The organism is Pseudomonas sp. H3_A02, assembly GCF_054671965.1.
Genome location: NZ_CP162807.1, coordinates 106,695 through 123,194, shown reverse-complemented (window position 1 = coordinate 123,194; position 16,500 = coordinate 106,695). Strand labels below are relative to the sequence as shown.

Sequence of the window (16,500 nt, the reverse complement as noted above, 5' to 3'; positions counted from 1 at the left end):
CATGCAGGCTGTAGAAGTGAAGAGCTTCCTTGAAGGAAAGCTGCCTGGTACGCAGGTGGAAGTTGAAGGCGAAGGCTGCAACTTCCAGCTGAACGTAATCAGCGATGAACTGGCGGCATTGAGCCCAGTGAAGCGTCAGCAGAGCATCTATGCCCATTTGAACCCATGGATTGCCGATGGCAGCATCCACGCGGTCACGATGAAATTTTTCAGCAGCGCGGCCTGGGCCGAGCGCACCTGAGCCCAAGGGCCTCGAGATTCTTATGGATAAACTGATTATTACCGGCGGCGTTCGTCTTGATGGCGAAATCCGTATTTCCGGGGCAAAGAACTCCGCCCTGCCCATCCTGGCTGCGACCCTGCTGTGCGATGGTCCTGTGACCGTGGCCAACCTGCCGCACCTGCACGACATCACCACGATGATCGAGCTGTTCGGCCGCATGGGCATTGAGCCTGTGATCGACGAGAAGCTCAGCGTCGAAATCGACCCACGCACCATCAAGACCCTGATCGCCCCGTACGAGCTGGTGAAGACCATGCGTGCGTCGATCCTGGTACTGGGCCCGATGGTCGCCCGTTTCGGTGAAGCCGAAGTCGCCTTGCCTGGCGGTTGCGCCATTGGCTCGCGTCCGGTGGACCTGCACATCCGCGGCCTGGAAGCCATGGGCGCGGTAATCGACGTCGAAGGCGGCTACATCAAGGCCAAGGCGCCGAAAGGCGGCTTGCGCGGCGCGCACTTCTTCTTCGATACCGTCAGCGTGACCGGTACCGAGAACATCATGATGGCCGCTGCACTGGCCAAGGGCCGCAGCGTGCTGCAAAACGCCGCCCGCGAGCCTGAAGTGGTCGACCTGGCGAACTTTCTGATCGCCATGGGTGCCAAGATCAGCGGCGCCGGCACCGACACCATCACCATCGATGGCGTCGAGCGCCTGCACTCGGCCACCTACAAAGTGATGCCGGACCGGATCGAAACCGGCACCTACCTGGTGGCTGCTGCCGTCACCGGTGGCCGCGTCAAGGTCAAGGACACCGATCCGACCATCCTCGAAGCCGTCCTGGAAAAACTCAAGGAAGCCGGTGCCGAAGTCACCTGTGGCGAAGACTGGATCGAAGTGAACATGCACGGCAAACGGCCCAAGGCCGTCAACGTGCGGACCGCTCCGTACCCGGCGTTCCCGACCGACATGCAGGCGCAGTTCATCTCCCTCAACGCCATTGCCGAAGGCACCGGCGCAGTGATCGAGACGATCTTTGAAAACCGCTTCATGCACGTCTACGAACTGCACCGCATGGGCGCCAAGATCCAGGTCGAAGGCAACACAGCCATCGTCACCGGCACCGAGAAGCTCAAGGGCGCGCCAGTGATGGCCACCGACCTGCGGGCTTCGGCCAGCTTGGTGATCTCGGCCCTGGTTGCCGAAGGCGATACCCTCATCGACCGCATCTACCACATCGACCGTGGCTACGAGTGCATCGAAGAAAAACTGCAGATGCTCGGCGCCAAGATCCGCCGCGTGCCGGGCTAGTTCCGGCTGCATGGGCATAAGGATGTGCCCGTTGATTTCGTTTCAGGTCGAGGGTGTTTGCACCCTCGATGTGTGTCCGGCGCCGCTTGCGACCGGGCATGAGTACCTTGATAAGGACTGACGTTTCCCATGTTGACCATCGCACTGTCCAAGGGCCGCATCCTTGACGACACCCTGCCGCTTCTGGCTGAAGCGGGCATCGTGCCGACCGAGAATCCGGACAAGAGCCGCAAGCTGATCATCCCCACGACCCAGGCCGACGTGCGCTTGCTGATCGTGCGTGCCACCGACGTGCCGACCTACGTGGAACATGGCGCCGCCGACCTGGGCGTCGCCGGTAAAGACGTGCTGATGGAATACGGCGGCCAGGGCCTGTACGAGCCCCTGGACCTGCGGATCGCCCGCTGCAAGCTGATGACCGCCGGTAAAGTCGGCGCGCCGGAGCCCAAGGGGCGTCTGCGGGTGGCGACCAAGTTCGTCAACATTGCCAAGCGTTATTACGCCGAGCAGGGCCGTCAGGTCGACATCATCAAGTTGTACGGTTCGATGGAGCTGGCGCCGCTGATCGGCCTGGCGGACAAGATCATCGACGTGGTCGACACCGGCAACACCCTGCGGGCCAACGGCCTGGAGCCCCAGGATTTCATCGCTGACATCACCTCCCGGCTGGTCGTCAACAAGGCGTCGATGAAAATGCAGCATGCCCGTATCCAGGCTTTGATCGATACCCTGCGCAAGGCAGTGGAATCGCGACACCGCGGCTGATCCACCTGCGCGACCTTGAGTCGCGCCCGTCTATCCGTGTCATAGCCAATTTTCTCAGGTGCCCACGCGAATGGACTGGTAGCTTAGGGCGCCTGAGCATTGCCATTAATGAGGCCCTCGCTATGACCGCTCCCACTTCGATTCGCCGACTCAACGCTGCCGACCCGGATTTCGCACATCATCTGGATCATCTGCTGAGCTGGGAAAGTGTGTCTGACGACTCGGTCAATCAGCGGGTGCTGGACATCATCAAGGCCGTGCGCGAGCGTGGCGACGCCGCCCTGGTGGAATTCACCCAGAAATTCGATGGCCTGCAAGTGGCGTCCATGGCCGATCTGATCCTGCCGCGCGAGCGCCTGGAACTGGCCCTGACCCGGATCACCGTACCCCAGCGCGAAGCCCTGGAAAAAGCCGCGTCGCGGGTGCGTGATTATCACGAAAGGCAGAAACAGGATTCCTGGAGCTACACCGAGGCCGACGGCACGGTGCTGGGCCAGAAAGTCACACCGCTGGACCGCGCCGGTCTGTACGTACCGGGCGGCAAGGCGTCCTATCCGTCCTCGGTGCTGATGAACGCCATTCCGGCCAAGGTTGCTGGCGTGACCGAGGTGGTCATGGTCGTCCCGACCCCGCGGGGTGAAATCAACGAACTGGTGCTGGCCGCCGCCTGCATCGCTGGCGTGGACCGGGTGTTCACCATCGGTGGCGCCCAGGCCGTTGCCGCGCTGGCTTATGGCACGGAAAGCGTGCCGAGGGTCGACAAAGTGGTCGGCCCGGGCAACATCTATGTCGCCACTGCCAAGCGCCACGTGTTCGGCCAGGTCGGCATCGACATGATCGCCGGCCCGTCGGAAATCCTCGTGGTGTGCGACGGCCAGACCGATCCGGACTGGATCGCCATGGACCTGTTTTCCCAGGCCGAGCACGACGAAGACGCCCAGGCGATCCTGGTCAGCCCGGACGCCGAGTTCCTCGACAAGGTCGCCGCCAGCATCGACAAGCTGTTGCCGACTATGGACCGCGCCGAGATCATCAACACCTCGATCAATGGTCGTGGGGCGCTGATCAAGGTCGACGACATGGCGCAGGCCATCGAGGTCGCCAACCGCATCGCGCCGGAGCACCTGGAATTGTCGGTCGCCGATCCGCAGGCCTGGTTGCCGCAGATCCGCCACGCCGGTGCGATCTTCATGGGCCGCCACACCAGCGAAGCCCTGGGTGACTATTGCGCAGGTCCCAACCACGTGTTGCCGACTTCCGGCACCGCGCGCTTCTCGTCGCCGCTGGGGGTGTATGACTTCCAGAAACGTTCGTCGATCATTTTCTGCTCCGAGCAGGGTGCTTCCGAACTGGGCAAGACCGCCTCGGTGCTGGCCCGTGGCGAATCGCTGAGCGCCCACGCCCGCAGCGCCGAGTACCGTATTCTTGACGAGAATTCCATTAAAGGGCAGGGGAACTGAAATGAGTAAATTCTGGAGCCCGTTCGTCAAGAACCTGGTGCCCTACGTGCCGGGCGAACAGCCGAAGCTGACCCGGTTGGTCAAGCTCAACACCAACGAGAACCCCTACGGCCCATCGCCCAAGGCCCTGGCGGCGATGCAGACCGAACTGAACGACAACCTGCGCCTGTATCCGGACCCTAACAGCGACCTGCTCAAAGGCGCCGTGGCCCGCTACTACGGCGTGCAGAGCAACCAGGTGTTCCTGGGTAACGGTTCGGATGAAGTGCTGGCGCACATTTTTCACGGCCTGTTGCAGCACGACCAGCCGCTGTTGTTTCCGGACATCAGCTACAGCTTCTATCCGGTGTATTGCGGGTTGTACGGCATCCAGTTCGAGGCGGTGCCGCTGGATGAGCAATTCCAGATCGACCCGGCCGACTACGCCAAACCCAACGGCGGGATCATCTTCCCCAACCCGAACGCACCGACTGGCTGCCTGCTGGCGCTGGACGCGGTCGAACAGATCCTCAAGGCCAGCCCGGATTCGGTAGTGGTGGTCGACGAGGCCTACATCGACTTCGGCGGTGAAACGGCCATCAGCCTGGTGGACCGTTATCCGAACCTGCTGGTGACCCAGACATTGTCCAAGTCCCGCTCGCTGGCGGGGCTGCGCGTGGGCCTGGCGGTGGGCCATCCGGACCTGATCGAAGCGCTGGAGCGGATCAAGAACAGCTTCAACTCCTACCCGCTGGATCGCCTGGCGAACGTCGGCGGCGCGGCGGCGTTCGATGATCGTGAGCATTTCGACCAGACCTGCCGGTTAGTCATCGAGCACCGTGAATGGGTGGTGGCCCAGTTGCAAGCCAAGGGTTTTGAAGTCCTGCCCTCAGCGGCCAACTTCATCTTCGCCCGCCACCCCCGCCACGATGCGGCAGGGTTGGCGGCAAAACTGCGGGAACAGGGTGTGATCGTGCGGCACTTCAAGCAGGAGCGGATTGCCCAGTTCCTGCGGATCAGCATCGGTACACCGGAGCAGAACCAGGCCCTGATCGACGCCCTCGGCGAACTCTGAAACCCTGCATTGAACCTGTGGGAGTCTGTAGGAATCTGTGGGAGCAAGGTTGGAATTCCACCGCAAACCCTCTGTGGGAGCGGGCTTGCTCGCGAAGGCGTAGTGTCAGTCACTACAATATTGGCTGAGCTGACGCCATCGCGAGCAAGCTCGCTCCCACAGTTGTTTTGGGGTGTTCACCAGATCGGCATGCCACCGCAGATACCCCTGTGGGAGCGAGCTTGCTCGCGAAGGTGTCGTGTCAGTCACCTCAATGTTGGCTGACCTGACGCTATCGCGAGCAAGCTTTGCTCCCACAGTTTTTTGGGGTGTTAGCAAGGTCGGAATTCCACCGCAAATCCTCTGTGGGAGCGAGCTTGCTCGCGAAGGCGTAGTGTCAGTCACTTCAATGTTGGCTGACCTGACGCTATCGCGAGCAAGCTCGCTCCCACAGTTTTTTGGGGTGTTAGCAAGGTCGGAATTCCACCGCAAATCCTCTGTGGGAGCGGGCTTGCTCGCGAAGGCGTAGTGTCAGTCACTTCAATGTTGGCTGACCTGACGCTATCGCGAGCAAGCTCGCTCCCACAGTTGTTTTGGGGTGTTCACCAGATCGGCATGCCACCGCAGATACCCCTGTGGGAGCGAGCTTGCTCGCGATGGGGCCTTTGGATCAGACCCTGAACTGGTTGATCAACCGCCGCTGCTGCTCCGCCAGTTTGGTCAGCCCGGCGCTGGCCGCGCTGGATTCGTCGGCGCCGCTGGCCACTTCGTTCGCCACTTGCCCGATGTTGATCACGTTGCGGTTGATGTCATCAGCCACGGCGCTTTGTTCCTCGGCAGCGCTGGCGATCTGGGTGTTCATGTCATTGATCACCGACACCGCCTGGGTAATCGTCTCCAGGGCCTGGGCCGCTTTCGCCGCATGCTGCACGCTTTCATCGGTACGGTGCTGGCTGTCTTCCATCACCCGCACCACGTCCCGGGTGCCTTGTTGCAACTGCTGGATCATCGCCTGGATTTCTTCGGTCGCCTGCTGCGTTTTCTGCGCCAGGTTGCGCACTTCATCGGCGACCACCGCGAAACCACGGCCCTGTTCACCGGCCCGGGCCGCTTCGATGGCCGCGTTGAGGGCCAGCAGGTTGGTCTGCTCGGCGATGCCGCGGATGGCGGTGAGGATCGCGTTGATGTTCTCGCTGTCCTTGGCCAGTGTCTGCACCACACCCACCGCCTTGCCGATTTCCACGGCCAGGGCACCAATGGAGGTGGAGGTATCCCGGACGATCTGCATGCCCTGGCTGGCGGCTTGGTCCGCATGACTGGCGGCCTGGGCCGCCTGAGTCGCGTTGCGGGCCACGTCCTGGGCCGTGGCGGTCATTTCGTGCACCGCTGTGGCAACCTGATCGATCTCGGACATCTGCTTGTGCACGCCCTGATTGGTGCGGATCGCGATATCGGCCGTGTGCTCCGATGAGTCGCTGACGCTCTGCACCGAGGTCACCACCTGGGTGATCATGCCCTGCAACTTGCTCAGGAAGGTGTTGAACCCCCTGGCGATCGCCCCCAGCTCATCGGCGCGGTCGCTCACCAAGCGGCGGGTCAGGTCGCCTTCGCCCTGGGCGATGTCATCAAGCATTGCCACCATTTGTTTGAGTGGCCGGGCAATGCCGTGGCCCACCAGCCAGATCACCAGCAGGCCGATGCCGGCGATCACCAGACCCACCATTGCCATGCCGAAGATATCGGCCTGGCGCTGTTGGTCGAGATCTTGCTGCAACGCTTGCAGGTCGGCCATGACCGCTTTCAGCGGCAACTGCAGCATCAGCGTCCAGCGAGCGTTGGTCTCGCCGATGCCGAACGGCATGTACACCTCGATATGCCCGTGTTCTTCATCAATGTCGTAGCGCACCTCGCCGACGCCCAGCTTGGCGAGGTTATCCAGTTCGCTGGCGTCCAGCAGGTCGCTGGCCTTTTCCCCGAGTTTGCTCGGGTCCTTGGTGAAGGCCACCAGCCGGTTGTTGTTGGAGAGCAAGGCCATTTCCCCGGCACCGTCGTACAACTTGCCGTCGGCGGCCACGAGCATGTCCTGGATGAAGTTCACCGACAGGTCGGCGCCGACGATGCCCTGGAACTTGCCATCGATCATGATCGGCTCGATGAACGAGGCGAGCATGGTCATCGTACTGCCGACGCGGTAGGGCGCCGGGTCGATCACGCAGGCTTTCTTGCTGTCCTGGGAGCACAGGTAGTACTCACTGGCGCGGATGCCGGTGGAGAGCAGTTTCTGGTCGGTCACGTCGGCAAGTTTTTCCAGGCCCAGGGAGCCGTCCTGGTTGCGAAACCACCACGGCAGGAAACGTCCGTTGGTTTCCATGCCCAGCACCGGGCTGTTCACATAATTGGCGTCATCGTGGTCGATGGCGTTCGGCTCCCAGGCGATATAGGCGCCGAGGATCTTCGGGTTGCGCACCACGGTTTCGCGCAGCAGGCTGATCATTTGCTCGCGGGGTACCTTCAGTTGCGGGTTGCCGTCCGCGCCGTTCATACCCATCAAGGCATTGCTGGTGGCCAGGCCACGGGCGAGCAACAGCGGTGCTTCCAATTCCCGCTGGATCAGGCTGGCCTGGGTGCGGGCCAGGGCACTGAGGCGTTGTTCGATGAGTTGCTCGAACTGCGCCTTGGTTCGCTGTTGCACCATCTCCTGGGTGCGGGCGCCGGCAAACAGCGCGTACAGCACAAGGGCGCCGACCACGCTGAGCACGATGGCACCGGCCAGGGCGGCCACGGAAAACTGGATCGATCTGAATTTCATAAAGGCTCCGGACGCGGAAATGACGTCTGGAGTCTGTATCGGCGTTTCTGTGGCGCGGCATGAGGCGCTGTTCGTCGGGTGACTGTATTAGCGAAGTGGGTGTCGCAAATGGACGCGGTGAGATCTGTCCGAAAAAACGCTAATCCCTCCTTGTGTATCTGGCGCCGATACAAATCAAGGCCTAGGATACGCCCACGATTCCATGGAGCTTCTTTTGTATGAACAAGACTTTGATGGTCAGCGCTATCAGCGCGGGTCTGCTGCTTGCAGGTTGCCAGTCAGTCAACACCACCAGCGGCGGAGCCGTGGGCGTGGAGCGCAAGCAGTACATGTTCAGCATGCTGTCGACCGACCAGGTCAACCAGATGTACGCCCAGTCCTATCAAAAGACGATGGGCGAGGCGAGTGCCCAGGGCGTGTTGGACAAGACCAGCAGTGATGCCAAGCGGGTCCAGGCTATCTCCAGTCGGCTGATCGCCCAGGCGCCGGTGTTCCGTCCTGATTCGGCGCAATGGAACTGGGAAGTGAACCTGATCAAGAGCGATGAGCTCAACGCCAGCTGCGGCCCTGGTGGGAAAATTATTTTCTACACCGGCCTGATCAATAAGCTGAAGCTCACCGACGATGAAATCGCCGCGATCATTGGCCATGAAATCGCCCACGCCCTGCGCGAGCACGGGCGCGAAGCAATGTCCAAGGCCTACGGTATCGAAATGGCCAAGCAGGGCGCCGGTGCCATCTTCGGCCTCGGCCAGGATAGCCTGGCATTGGCTGACACCGTCGCCAACTACGGCATGACCTTGCCCAACAGCCGAGGTAACGAGAACGAAGCCGACCTGATCGGCCTCGAACTGGCCGCCCGCGCCGGCTACGACCCGAACGCCGCGATCACCCTGTGGAACAAGATGGCCAAGGCCTCGGAAGGCGCGCCGCCGGAATTCATGAGCACCCACCCATCGTCGAGCAGTCGTATCGCTTCGTTGCAGGCGGCGATTCCGAAGGTGATGCCGCTGTATCAGCAGGCCAAGAAGTAAGCATCGCTGTGGGAGTAAAGCTTGCTCGCGACAGGGGCGACGCAGACGTCAATCAAACCGCGTCATGGCTTATCGCGAGCAAGCTATGCTCCCACAGTTATCCTCAGCCCAAAGTGTGACACAGGGTCAAACCCACCCACTGCTCTGCATCGCTTTGTACACCGCCACGATCGCCAGGACGAAGAACGCCGAGGCGGCCAGGCGGCGGATCAGGGTCAGGGGCAGCTTCTCGGCGGCGAAATTGCCCGCCAGGACCACCGGCACGTTGGCAATCAACATGCCCACCGTGGTGCCAATGATCACCAGCCACAGCTCCGGGTATTGCGCGGCGAGCATCACCGTGGCGATCTGCGTCTTGTCGCCGATTTCCGCCAGGAAGAACGCAATCAGCGTGGTCAGGAATGGTCCGAACCGGCGGGCCGTGTTGGCTTCCTCATCGTCCAGTTTGTCCGGGATCAGGGTCCACAGTGCCGTGGCCGTGAAGCTGGCCGCCAATATCCAGTGCAGGACCGGGTCGGAGAAAAAACCGCTGACCCAGGCGCCGACCGCACCGGCCGCCGCATGGTTGGCCAGGGTCGCGGCAACGATGCCGGCGATGATCGGCCAGGGTTTGCGAAAGCGAGCGGCCAGGATGAGCGCGAGCAATTGCGTCTTGTCGCCGATTTCGGCCAGCGCAACGATCGCCGTGGGTACGAGGAGTGAATCCAGCATCAGGGATTTCCTAAAGGGGCGGGTCGACACGGCTATGACACGTACAGCCTTCCCGCCCCGGGTAAGGTGTGCGTGTCATAGGTCTTGTCAAACCCAGCGACCATCTGCGTGGACGCTTGGGCCGCATACGCCATGGTCTGCTGACCAAGTATGTTGACGTATGCCGGGCGAGCATGGCGCTCGCGGGAGACTACTCCCCTAGGACGGAGCGGATTCTGCCTAGGCAAATCCGATTGAGCAAGTGCTGTTGCCTAAAAAACTTCAGCCGCGCTTGGCCCGGTAGATGCGAAAACCCTGGCCTTCGGCCTTGATTGCGCAGACGCCCAAATGCTCCTCGATCAGCGGCTGGTATTTGAGGAAACTATTGGCGACCAAGCGAAGTTCGCCGCCATTTTTCAGATGTTTGGCCGCTTTTCGCAGCAGGTTCTCCGTGGCGTGGTAGTCGGTGTGCACACCGACATGGAACGGCGGGTTGCTCAGGATCGCGCTCAAACCCATCGGTGCAGCGTCGATGCCGTCACCGGTCAGTACGTCGGCTTCCAAGCCATTGGCGGCCAGGGTCAGGCGACTGCTGGCGGCGGCGAACGCGTCCACGTCCAACAGGGTGACGGTGTTGTGTGGATAGCGCCGCTTGACCGCCGCCCCCAGCACGCCGGCACCGCAGCCGAAGTCGAGCAAATGCCCGCTGGGCAGTTTATCCAGGTGTTCCAACAGCAGCGCACTGCCGCGATCCAGGCGACCGTGGCTGAACACCCCCGGCAGGCTGATGACCTTCAGCGGGCCTTCGGCCAGGGGCAGTTCGTAGGTCTGGGCCAGGCTTTCCAGTGGCGTGGCCTCGGGCGCATTCGCGACCGTGACTTGCCACAGCTGGCAGTGCCGCGCGCTGTCGAGTTTGCGCGGCTTGCCGAACGGGTTGAGCTGCTTGGAGGCGCCTTCGATGCCGCTGCGTTTTTCCCCCACCAGGTACACCTCGCGCCCGGCCAGGCGCGCCGCCACGGCATTGAGGAGGTAGTCGGTCAGGTCCTTGGCCTTGGGCAAGAACACCACGGCGGTGTCGAACCCATGCTCGGGGACGTTCACGCCAAAGTGGCTGCGCTCGGGAAAACGAGCGTCCAGCGCCGCCTGATCGCCGGCATGCCAGCACCAACCATGGGCCTCAGGCAAACGGCCGAGCAGGTCATCGGCGGGCAGGCCGGCCAACAACACCGAACCCTGGAATAATTCGGCCTGACGAAGCAGTACTTCACTGCGCGGATCCATGGTCTGCTCCTTGAAAAAAAGTGCGGCAGTTTATCAACTGACGACACGCCGCGCTGTACCGCTGAAAAAGCCTTGGGCGTTTTCGCTCATTTGGCCGACGATCCGTTGCCGCGCCTCGCGGCTGCCCCAGGCGTTGTGTGGAGTGACGATCAACCGTGGGATATCGTTGGCCAGCAGCGGGTTGCCTTGGGTCGGCGGCTCCACGCTGAGCACGTCGGTGGCGGCACCACCCAAATGACCGCTGCGCAGTGCTTCGGCCAGGGCCTGTTCGTCGATCAGGCCGCCACGGGCGGTGTTGACCACAAATGCGCCGTGCTTGAGCCGGGCCAGTTCGCGGGCACCGATGAAGTTTCGGGTGTGCTCGTTGAGCGGGCAGTGCAGGGTCAGGGCATCGACTTGCGGCAGCAGTTGCTCCAGCGGCAAGCGGTCGGGGCGGACCGGGCGCCCGGGAATCTGCCCCAGCAGCACGCGCATGCCAAAGGCCTCGGCCAGCCGCCCGACAGCGCTGCCCAACTCGCCATGGCCGAGCAAGCCCAGGGTCTTGCCTTGCAGTTCGACAATCGGATAGTCCAGCAGGCAAAACTGCGAAGCCTGCTGCCAGCGACCTTCCCCCACCGCTTTTTGATAATCGGCCAGGCGCGTCGCCAGGTTCAGCAACAGCATGATGGTGTGCTGGGCCACCGACGGCGTGCCGTAGCCCTGGCAATTGCACACCGTGATGCCGTGGTGGCGAGCGGCTTCCAGGTCGACATTATTAGTACCGGTGGCGCTGATCAGGATCAGCTTCAGTTCGGGGTTGGCGGCCATGGCCTGGGCATCGATCACGGCCTTGTTGGTGATCGCCACGGTGGCGCCCTTGAGCCGCTCGATCACCTGCTCCGGCGTGGTCCGGGCGAACAGTTGCAGGTCGCCGAAGCAGGCGCGCAACGGGGCCAGGTCCAGGTCGCCGAGGTCCAGGGAAGGGTGGTCGAGGAAAACGGCGCGGGCGGTGTTCGTCATCAGCTGTACCTTTTATGTCAAGAACCGAAGGCGTAATGTGGCGAGCCTATCAGATGGAATGTGGCTGTGGCCTGGCCCGAATAATGGGCTTATGAAGAACCCTGTGGCGAGGGGATTTATCCCCGCTGGGCTGCGAAGCGGCCCCCAAACCAGGCAACTCGGTGTACCAGGCAGATTGAGTTCACTGCTTTTAGGACTGCTGCGCAGCCCAACGGGGATAAATCCCCTCGCCACAGATTCACTTGCCACACAGTTGATGTTTGTTTCGAGATTGAGCTAGCCAAGGAGCCACCATGTACCTCACCGAATTCCTCACCGTCGCCCTGATCCACCTGCTGGCCGTCGCCAGCCCCGGGCCGGATTTTGCCGTGGTGGTGCGCGAAAGCGTGACCCATGGCCGGCGCGCCGGGACCTGGACGGCGCTGGGCGTCGGCACGGCGATTTTCCTGCACGTGGGCTATTCGTTGCTGGGCATCGGCCTGATCGTGTCGCAATCGATCGTGCTGTTCAACGCGCTGAAATGGGCCGCCGCCGCGTACCTGCTGTACATCGGCTTCAAGGCACTACGGGCGCAACCGGCCAAGCCGGCCGAGGAAAACCTGCACAAGGAAGTCGGTGAGCGTACCGCCCGTGGCGCGTTCATTTCCGGCTTTGTCACCAATGGCCTGAACCCCAAGGCGACGCTGTTTTTCCTGTCGCTGTTCACCGTGGTGATCAATCCGCATACGCCGTTGGCGATCCAGGCCGGTTATGGCGTGTACCTGGCGATGGCGACGGCCGTCTGGTTCTGCCTGGTGGCGCTGTTGTTTAGCCAGCAACGGGTGCGCGCCGGCTTCGCGCGCATGGGCCACTGGTTCGACCGGACCATGGGCGCGGTGCTCGTCGCCATTGGGGTGAAGCTGGCGTTTACCGAGGCGCATTGATCCAGCGCCCACTGTCCCGGACATGGCTCAAGGCTAGTATCTGCGCGCGGATCAAATCATTCCTTTGGGTGATTTGATCCGTGTATAAGCGCTCTAGAGTGCTTACTTCCAGCCAAGACCGTGCAGTCAGAAAAGGGACTCTTATGTTGCAGACTCGCGTTATTCCTCCAGCCGAAGGCGCCTATCAATACCCGCTGCTGATCAAGCGGCTGCTGATGTCCGGCACGCGTTACGAGAAAACCCGCGAGATCATCTACCGTGACCAACTGCGCTACAGCTATCCGACGCTGATCGAACGGGTCGCGCGCCTGGCCAACGTGTTGACCGAGGCGGGGGTCAAGGCCGGCGATACCGTGGCCGTGATGGACTGGGACAGCCACCGTTACCTGGAATGCATGTTTGCGATCCCGATGATCGGCGCGGTGATCCACACCATCAACGTGCGCCTGTCACCGGAGCAGATCGTCTACACCATGAATCACGCCGAGGACCGCTTCGTGCTGGTCAACAGCGAGTTCGTCGGCTTGTACCAGGCGATCGCCGGGCACCTGACCACGGTGGACAAGACCCTGCTGCTGACCGACCTGCCGGAAAAAACCGCCGACCTGCCGAACCTGGTGGGTGAGTACGAGCAATTGCTGGCCGCCGCCACGCCCACCTACGATTTCCAGGATTTCGACGAAAACTCCGTCGCCACCACGTTCTACACCACCGGCACCACGGGCAACCCCAAGGGCGTGTACTTCACCCATCGGCAACTGGTGCTGCACACCATGGGCGTGGCGACCATCATGGGGGCCATCGACAGCGTGCGGCTGCTGGGCACCAACGACGTGTACATGCCCATCACGCCGATGTTCCATGTCCACGCCTGGGGCCTGCCCTACGTGGCGACCATGCTCGGGCTCAAGCAGGTCTACCCGGGCCGCTACGACCCCGAACTCCTGGTCCAGCTGTGGCGCAAGGAAAAGGTCACCTTTTCCCATTGCGTGCCAACCATCCTGCAAATGGTCCTCAATGCCAAGGGCGCCCAGGACACCGACTTCGGCGGCTGGAAGATCGTCATCGGCGGCAGCGCCCTGAACCGCAGCCTGTACGAAGCGGCCAAGGCCCGGGGCATCCAGCTCACCGCCGCCTACGGCATGTCGGAAACCGGCCCGCTGGTGTCCTGCGCCCACCTCAACGCGGAACTGATGGCCGGCAGCGAAGACGAACGTACCACCTACCGGATCAAGGCCGGTGTGCCGGGGCCGCTGGTGGAGGCTGCGATTGTCGACGCCGAGGGACGGTTCCTGCCGGCCGATGGCGAGACCCAGGGCGAACTGGTGCTGCGCGCGCCGTGGCTCACCGAGGGCTATTTCAACGAGCCGCAGAAGGGCGCCGAGCTCTGGGCCGGCGGTTGGCTGCACACCGGTGACGTCGCCACGCTCGACAACATGGGCTTCATCGACATCCGCGACCGCATCAAGGACGTGATCAAGACCGGTGGCGAATGGATCTCCTCCCTGGACCTGGAAGACCTCATCAGCCGTCACGCGGCGGTACGTGAAGTAGCAGTGGTCGGCATTCCCGATCCGCAGTGGGGCGAGCGGCCGTTTGCCTTGCTGGTGGTTCGCGAAGGGCATGAGATCGGGGCTCGCGAACTCAAGGAGCACCTCAAGCCGTTCGTTGAGCTGGGGCACTTGAGCAAGTGGGCGATCCCGAGCCAGATCGCCCTTGTTACGGAAATTCCCAAGACCAGCGTCGGCAAGCTCGATAAGAAGCGCATCCGCGTCGACATCACCGAATGGCAGAGCAACAACAGCACCTTCCTCTCCACGCTTTAGGCCCTTTTGCCGTGCCCGAAAGGGCACGGCAGCCCCACCAAGCAAGCGCTTGCCTTGTCAAACTGAAAATTTCAGCCATCCTTGCCGTGCCGGCATCTGTCGGCCTGGCAAAAGGACTGTTCCAGAGTGGTTGAGGGCTGCAAATCACACTTTAGAGGGATCAAGCCGTACTACCTGCTGGCTATAGTCCGCTCAAGGGATTTTCGGAATGGGACGTACGTGCCAGCACGGCGAAGGGTTTCCGGAAATGTCCGCTGCCATAACAATAAAACACATGGAGTTGCGTCGATGACCTCAGCAAACACTTTCTGGCGCCGGGCAAAACTGCCTCTGGCTGTCAGTCTTGCCTCCTCGCTCGCCGGCCCTGCATTCGGCGTCAGCTTCAACATTGGTGAAATCGAAGGCCAGTTCGACTCGTCCTTGTCGGTGGGGGCGAGCTGGTCCACGGCCAACGCCAACAAGGATCTGATCGGTGTCAACAACGGCGGCCGTGGGCTGTCGCAGACCTCCGATGACGGCCACTTGAACTTCAAGCGCGGGGAAACCTTCTCGAAGATCTTCAAGGGCATCCACGATCTGGAACTGAAGTACGGCGATACCGGCGTGTTTGTGCGCGGCAAGTACTGGTACGACTTTGAACTCAAGGACGAAAACCGCCTGTACAAGGACATCAGCGACAACAATCGCAAGGAAGGCGCCAAGTCTTCCGGCGGGCAGATCCTCGATGCGTTCGTCTATCACAACTATGCCATTGCCGATCAGCCGGGTTCGGTCCGCCTGGGCAAGCAGGTTGTCAGCTGGGGTGAAAGTACCTTCATCCAGGGCGGCATCAACTCCATCAACCCGGTCGATGTGTCCGCATTCCGTCGTCCTGGTGCCGAGGTCAAGGAAGGCTTGATCCCGGTCAACATGTTCTATGTGTCCCAGAGCCTGACCGACAACTTGTCGGCTGAAGCTTTCTACCAGTTGGAGTGGGACCAGACTGTTGTCGATAACTGCGGTACGTTCTTCTCCCAGCCAGATGTTATTGCCGATGGCTGTACGGATAATCTGCGGGTGTTGAATAAACGTTCCAGGATCCCAGGGGCTGCCTTGCCGGCCTTGGGTGCATTTGGTGTGGACGTGAACGAGGAAGGGGTCCTGGTCCGCCGGGGGGCTGATCGTGATGCCCGTGACGGCGGCCAATGGGGCGCGTCCTTGAAGTATATGTTCGAGCCGCTGGACACCGAATTCGGTGCCTACTTCATGAACTACCACAGCCGTGCGCCGATTTTCAGTGCCACGGGAGCTGCACAACAGTTCTACTCCACGCCGTTGGGGCCGTTGGCAGGGCTGCGCCCTCTGATCGTGGCGGGTAATTCCAAATACTTCGTTGAATACCCGGAAGACATTCGGCTCTATGGCTTGAGTTTCTCCACTACCTTGCCCACCGGCACGGCCTGGAGCGGCGAGCTGAGTTATCGGCCGAATGCGCCGGTGCAGTTGAGTACCACCGATATTCTCTTTGCAGGTGTTACTCCGATCCCGGGTTTTGGTAATGCCTCGGTGCTCGATGGCACCCCAGGTCAGGATCTGCACGGCTATCGCCGCAAGGAAATCACCCAGTTCCAGACCACCTTTACCCACTTCCTCGATCAAGTTATGGGCGCGAGCCGTCTGACCTTGGTGGGTGAGATTGGGGTCACTCACGTCGGAGGGCTGGAAAGCAGGTCCGAGGCTCGCTACGGCCGTGACCCAGTGTTCGGTCCAGGTGAACTGCCCAATGGCTTCTGTAACACGCTCAACGCCTCTACCGCCGCAGGTGGCGGCCAGACCAGCAGCGGTGTGAACAGCAACTGCAACAACGACGGCTTCACCACCTCCACGTCCTGGGGCTACCGCGCTCGCGCCATCTGGGAATACCCGGACGTCTTCGCCGGCGTGAACCTCAAGCCCAACGTGGCCTGGTCCCATGACGTCAAAGGCTACTCGCCAGGCCCTGGCGGCAACTTCGAAGAAGGCCGCAAGGCCGTCAGCCTCGGGCTGGATGCCGAGTACCAGAACACCTACAACGCCAGCCTGGCCTACACCAACTTCTTTGGTGGCGACTTCAGTACCGTGGACGATCGTGACTTCCTGGCGCTCAGCGTCGGCGTGACCTTCTAAGCACCG

General features: G+C 61.8%; 13 protein-coding genes, 1 pseudogene and 1 riboswitch. Of the genes and pseudogenes, 9 read left to right on the top strand and 5 right to left on the bottom strand.

What is annotated here, in order from left to right; all coding sequences use genetic code 11:
- Window position 1 precedes the first annotated feature (1 nt).
- The 5 genes from AB4N80_RS00550 (at window position 2) to hisC (ending at window position 4,808) form a co-directional block, all read left to right on the top strand.
- Window positions 2-241 carry a BolA family protein gene (locus AB4N80_RS00550; RefSeq protein WP_007953556.1) on the top strand — a complete coding sequence of 80 codons (240 nt, stop codon included), beginning with the start codon at window positions 2-4 and terminating at the stop codon, window positions 239-241.
- Between the two features lie 22 nt (window positions 242-263).
- The gene (gene murA / locus AB4N80_RS00545) at window positions 264-1,529 is read left to right on the top strand and encodes a UDP-N-acetylglucosamine 1-carboxyvinyltransferase (RefSeq protein ID WP_122568869.1); all 1,266 of its coding nucleotides are present in this window, start codon (window positions 264-266) and stop codon (window positions 1,527-1,529) included.
- A gap of 129 nt (window positions 1,530-1,658) precedes the next feature.
- The gene (gene hisG, locus AB4N80_RS00540; protein ID WP_053118502.1) at window positions 1,659-2,294 is read left to right on the top strand and encodes an ATP phosphoribosyltransferase; all 636 of its coding nucleotides are present in this window, start codon (window positions 1,659-1,661) and stop codon (window positions 2,292-2,294) included.
- Between the two features lie 122 nt (window positions 2,295-2,416).
- Entirely contained in the window at window positions 2,417-3,754 is a 1,338-nt protein-coding gene (gene hisD / locus AB4N80_RS00535) for a histidinol dehydrogenase (RefSeq protein WP_122568868.1), read from the top strand.
- A 1-nt stretch (window position 3,755) separates the two neighbouring features.
- Complete coding sequence (gene hisC, locus AB4N80_RS00530; RefSeq protein ID WP_122568867.1) at window positions 3,756-4,808, top strand: histidinol-phosphate transaminase; 1,053 nt, start codon at window positions 3,756-3,758, stop codon at window positions 4,806-4,808.
- A gap of 649 nt (window positions 4,809-5,457) precedes the next feature.
- On the opposite strand, the gene AB4N80_RS00525 is transcribed toward hisC, so the two are convergent.
- Both AB4N80_RS00525 and AB4N80_RS00520 read right to left on the bottom strand, forming a co-directional pair.
- Window positions 5,458-6,162 (bottom strand): methyl-accepting chemotaxis protein, encoded by a 705-nt coding sequence (locus tag AB4N80_RS00525; protein WP_411828789.1) that lies wholly within the window; start codon window positions 6,160-6,162, stop codon window positions 5,458-5,460.
- A gap of 201 nt (window positions 6,163-6,363) precedes the next feature.
- Window positions 6,364-6,420 (bottom strand): annotated as a pseudogene (locus AB4N80_RS00520) (hypothetical protein); the annotation flags it as partial.
- Between the two features lie 1,394 nt (window positions 6,421-7,814).
- Between AB4N80_RS00520 and AB4N80_RS00515 the strand changes: the two are divergent.
- Window positions 7,815-8,630, top strand: coding sequence for a M48 family metallopeptidase (locus AB4N80_RS00515; RefSeq protein ID WP_122568865.1), 816 nt, complete (start codon window positions 7,815-7,817; stop codon window positions 8,628-8,630).
- Between the two features lie 126 nt (window positions 8,631-8,756).
- Here the strand turns inward: AB4N80_RS00515 and AB4N80_RS00510 are convergent, their stop codons facing one another.
- The 3 genes from AB4N80_RS00510 to AB4N80_RS00500 all read right to left on the bottom strand — a co-directional run bounded on the left by AB4N80_RS00510 (window position 8,757) and on the right by AB4N80_RS00500 (window position 11,600).
- Entirely contained in the window at window positions 8,757-9,341 is a 585-nt protein-coding gene (locus AB4N80_RS00510; protein WP_122568864.1) for a TMEM165/GDT1 family protein, read from the bottom strand.
- 89 nt (window positions 9,342-9,430) lie between these two features.
- Window positions 9,431-9,553: riboswitch (yybP-ykoY riboswitch) on the bottom strand.
- A 49-nt stretch (window positions 9,554-9,602) separates the two neighbouring features.
- Window positions 9,603-10,601, bottom strand: coding sequence for a class I SAM-dependent methyltransferase (locus AB4N80_RS00505; RefSeq protein ID WP_122568863.1), 999 nt, complete (start codon window positions 10,599-10,601; stop codon window positions 9,603-9,605).
- Between the two features lie 33 nt (window positions 10,602-10,634).
- On the bottom strand, window positions 10,635-11,600 hold the full coding sequence (locus AB4N80_RS00500) for a 2-hydroxyacid dehydrogenase (RefSeq protein WP_122568862.1): 966 nt from the start codon (window positions 11,598-11,600) through the stop codon (window positions 10,635-10,637).
- 293 nt (window positions 11,601-11,893) lie between these two features.
- Here AB4N80_RS00500 and AB4N80_RS00495 point away from each other — a divergent pair, with 293 nt between their 5' ends.
- From AB4N80_RS00495 to AB4N80_RS00485, 3 genes are all read left to right on the top strand, one after another.
- Window positions 11,894-12,523, top strand: coding sequence for a LysE family translocator (locus AB4N80_RS00495; protein WP_122568861.1), 630 nt, complete (start codon window positions 11,894-11,896; stop codon window positions 12,521-12,523).
- 143 nt (window positions 12,524-12,666) lie between these two features.
- A complete protein-coding gene (locus AB4N80_RS00490; protein ID WP_122568860.1) occupies window positions 12,667-14,349 on the top strand; it encodes a fatty acid--CoA ligase in 1,683 nt (560 codons plus the stop codon).
- A gap of 288 nt (window positions 14,350-14,637) precedes the next feature.
- The gene (locus AB4N80_RS00485; RefSeq protein ID WP_122568859.1) at window positions 14,638-16,494 is read left to right on the top strand and encodes a DUF1302 domain-containing protein; all 1,857 of its coding nucleotides are present in this window, start codon (window positions 14,638-14,640) and stop codon (window positions 16,492-16,494) included.
- Window positions 16,495-16,500: the final 6 nt, after the last annotated feature.

Coding starts and splice junctions, on each gene's coding strand:
- hisG (WP_053118502.1), top strand. CDS start 1,659: ATGTTGACCATCGCACTGTCCAAGGGCCGCATCCTTGACGACACCCTG.
- AB4N80_RS00515 (WP_122568865.1), top strand. CDS start 7,815: ATGAACAAGACTTTGATGGTCAGCGCTATCAGCGCGGGTCTGCTGCTT.
- AB4N80_RS00485 (WP_122568859.1), top strand. CDS start 14,638: ATGACCTCAGCAAACACTTTCTGGCGCCGGGCAAAACTGCCTCTGGCT.
- hisC (WP_122568867.1), top strand. CDS start 3,756: ATGAGTAAATTCTGGAGCCCGTTCGTCAAGAACCTGGTGCCCTACGTG.
- AB4N80_RS00495 (WP_122568861.1), top strand. CDS start 11,894: ATGTACCTCACCGAATTCCTCACCGTCGCCCTGATCCACCTGCTGGCC.
- AB4N80_RS00510 (WP_122568864.1), bottom strand. CDS start 9,341: ATGCTGGATTCACTCCTCGTACCCACGGCGATCGTTGCGCTGGCCGAA.
- AB4N80_RS00550 (WP_007953556.1), top strand. CDS start 2: ATGCAGGCTGTAGAAGTGAAGAGCTTCCTTGAAGGAAAGCTGCCTGGT.
- AB4N80_RS00490 (WP_122568860.1), top strand. CDS start 12,667: ATGTTGCAGACTCGCGTTATTCCTCCAGCCGAAGGCGCCTATCAATAC.
- AB4N80_RS00500 (WP_122568862.1), bottom strand. CDS start 11,600: ATGACGAACACCGCCCGCGCCGTTTTCCTCGACCACCCTTCCCTGGAC.
- hisD (WP_122568868.1), top strand. CDS start 2,417: ATGACCGCTCCCACTTCGATTCGCCGACTCAACGCTGCCGACCCGGAT.
- AB4N80_RS00525 (WP_411828789.1), bottom strand. CDS start 6,162: ATGACCGCCACGGCCCAGGACGTGGCCCGCAACGCGACTCAGGCGGCC.
- murA (WP_122568869.1), top strand. CDS start 264: ATGGATAAACTGATTATTACCGGCGGCGTTCGTCTTGATGGCGAAATC.
- AB4N80_RS00505 (WP_122568863.1), bottom strand. CDS start 10,601: ATGGATCCGCGCAGTGAAGTACTGCTTCGTCAGGCCGAATTATTCCAG.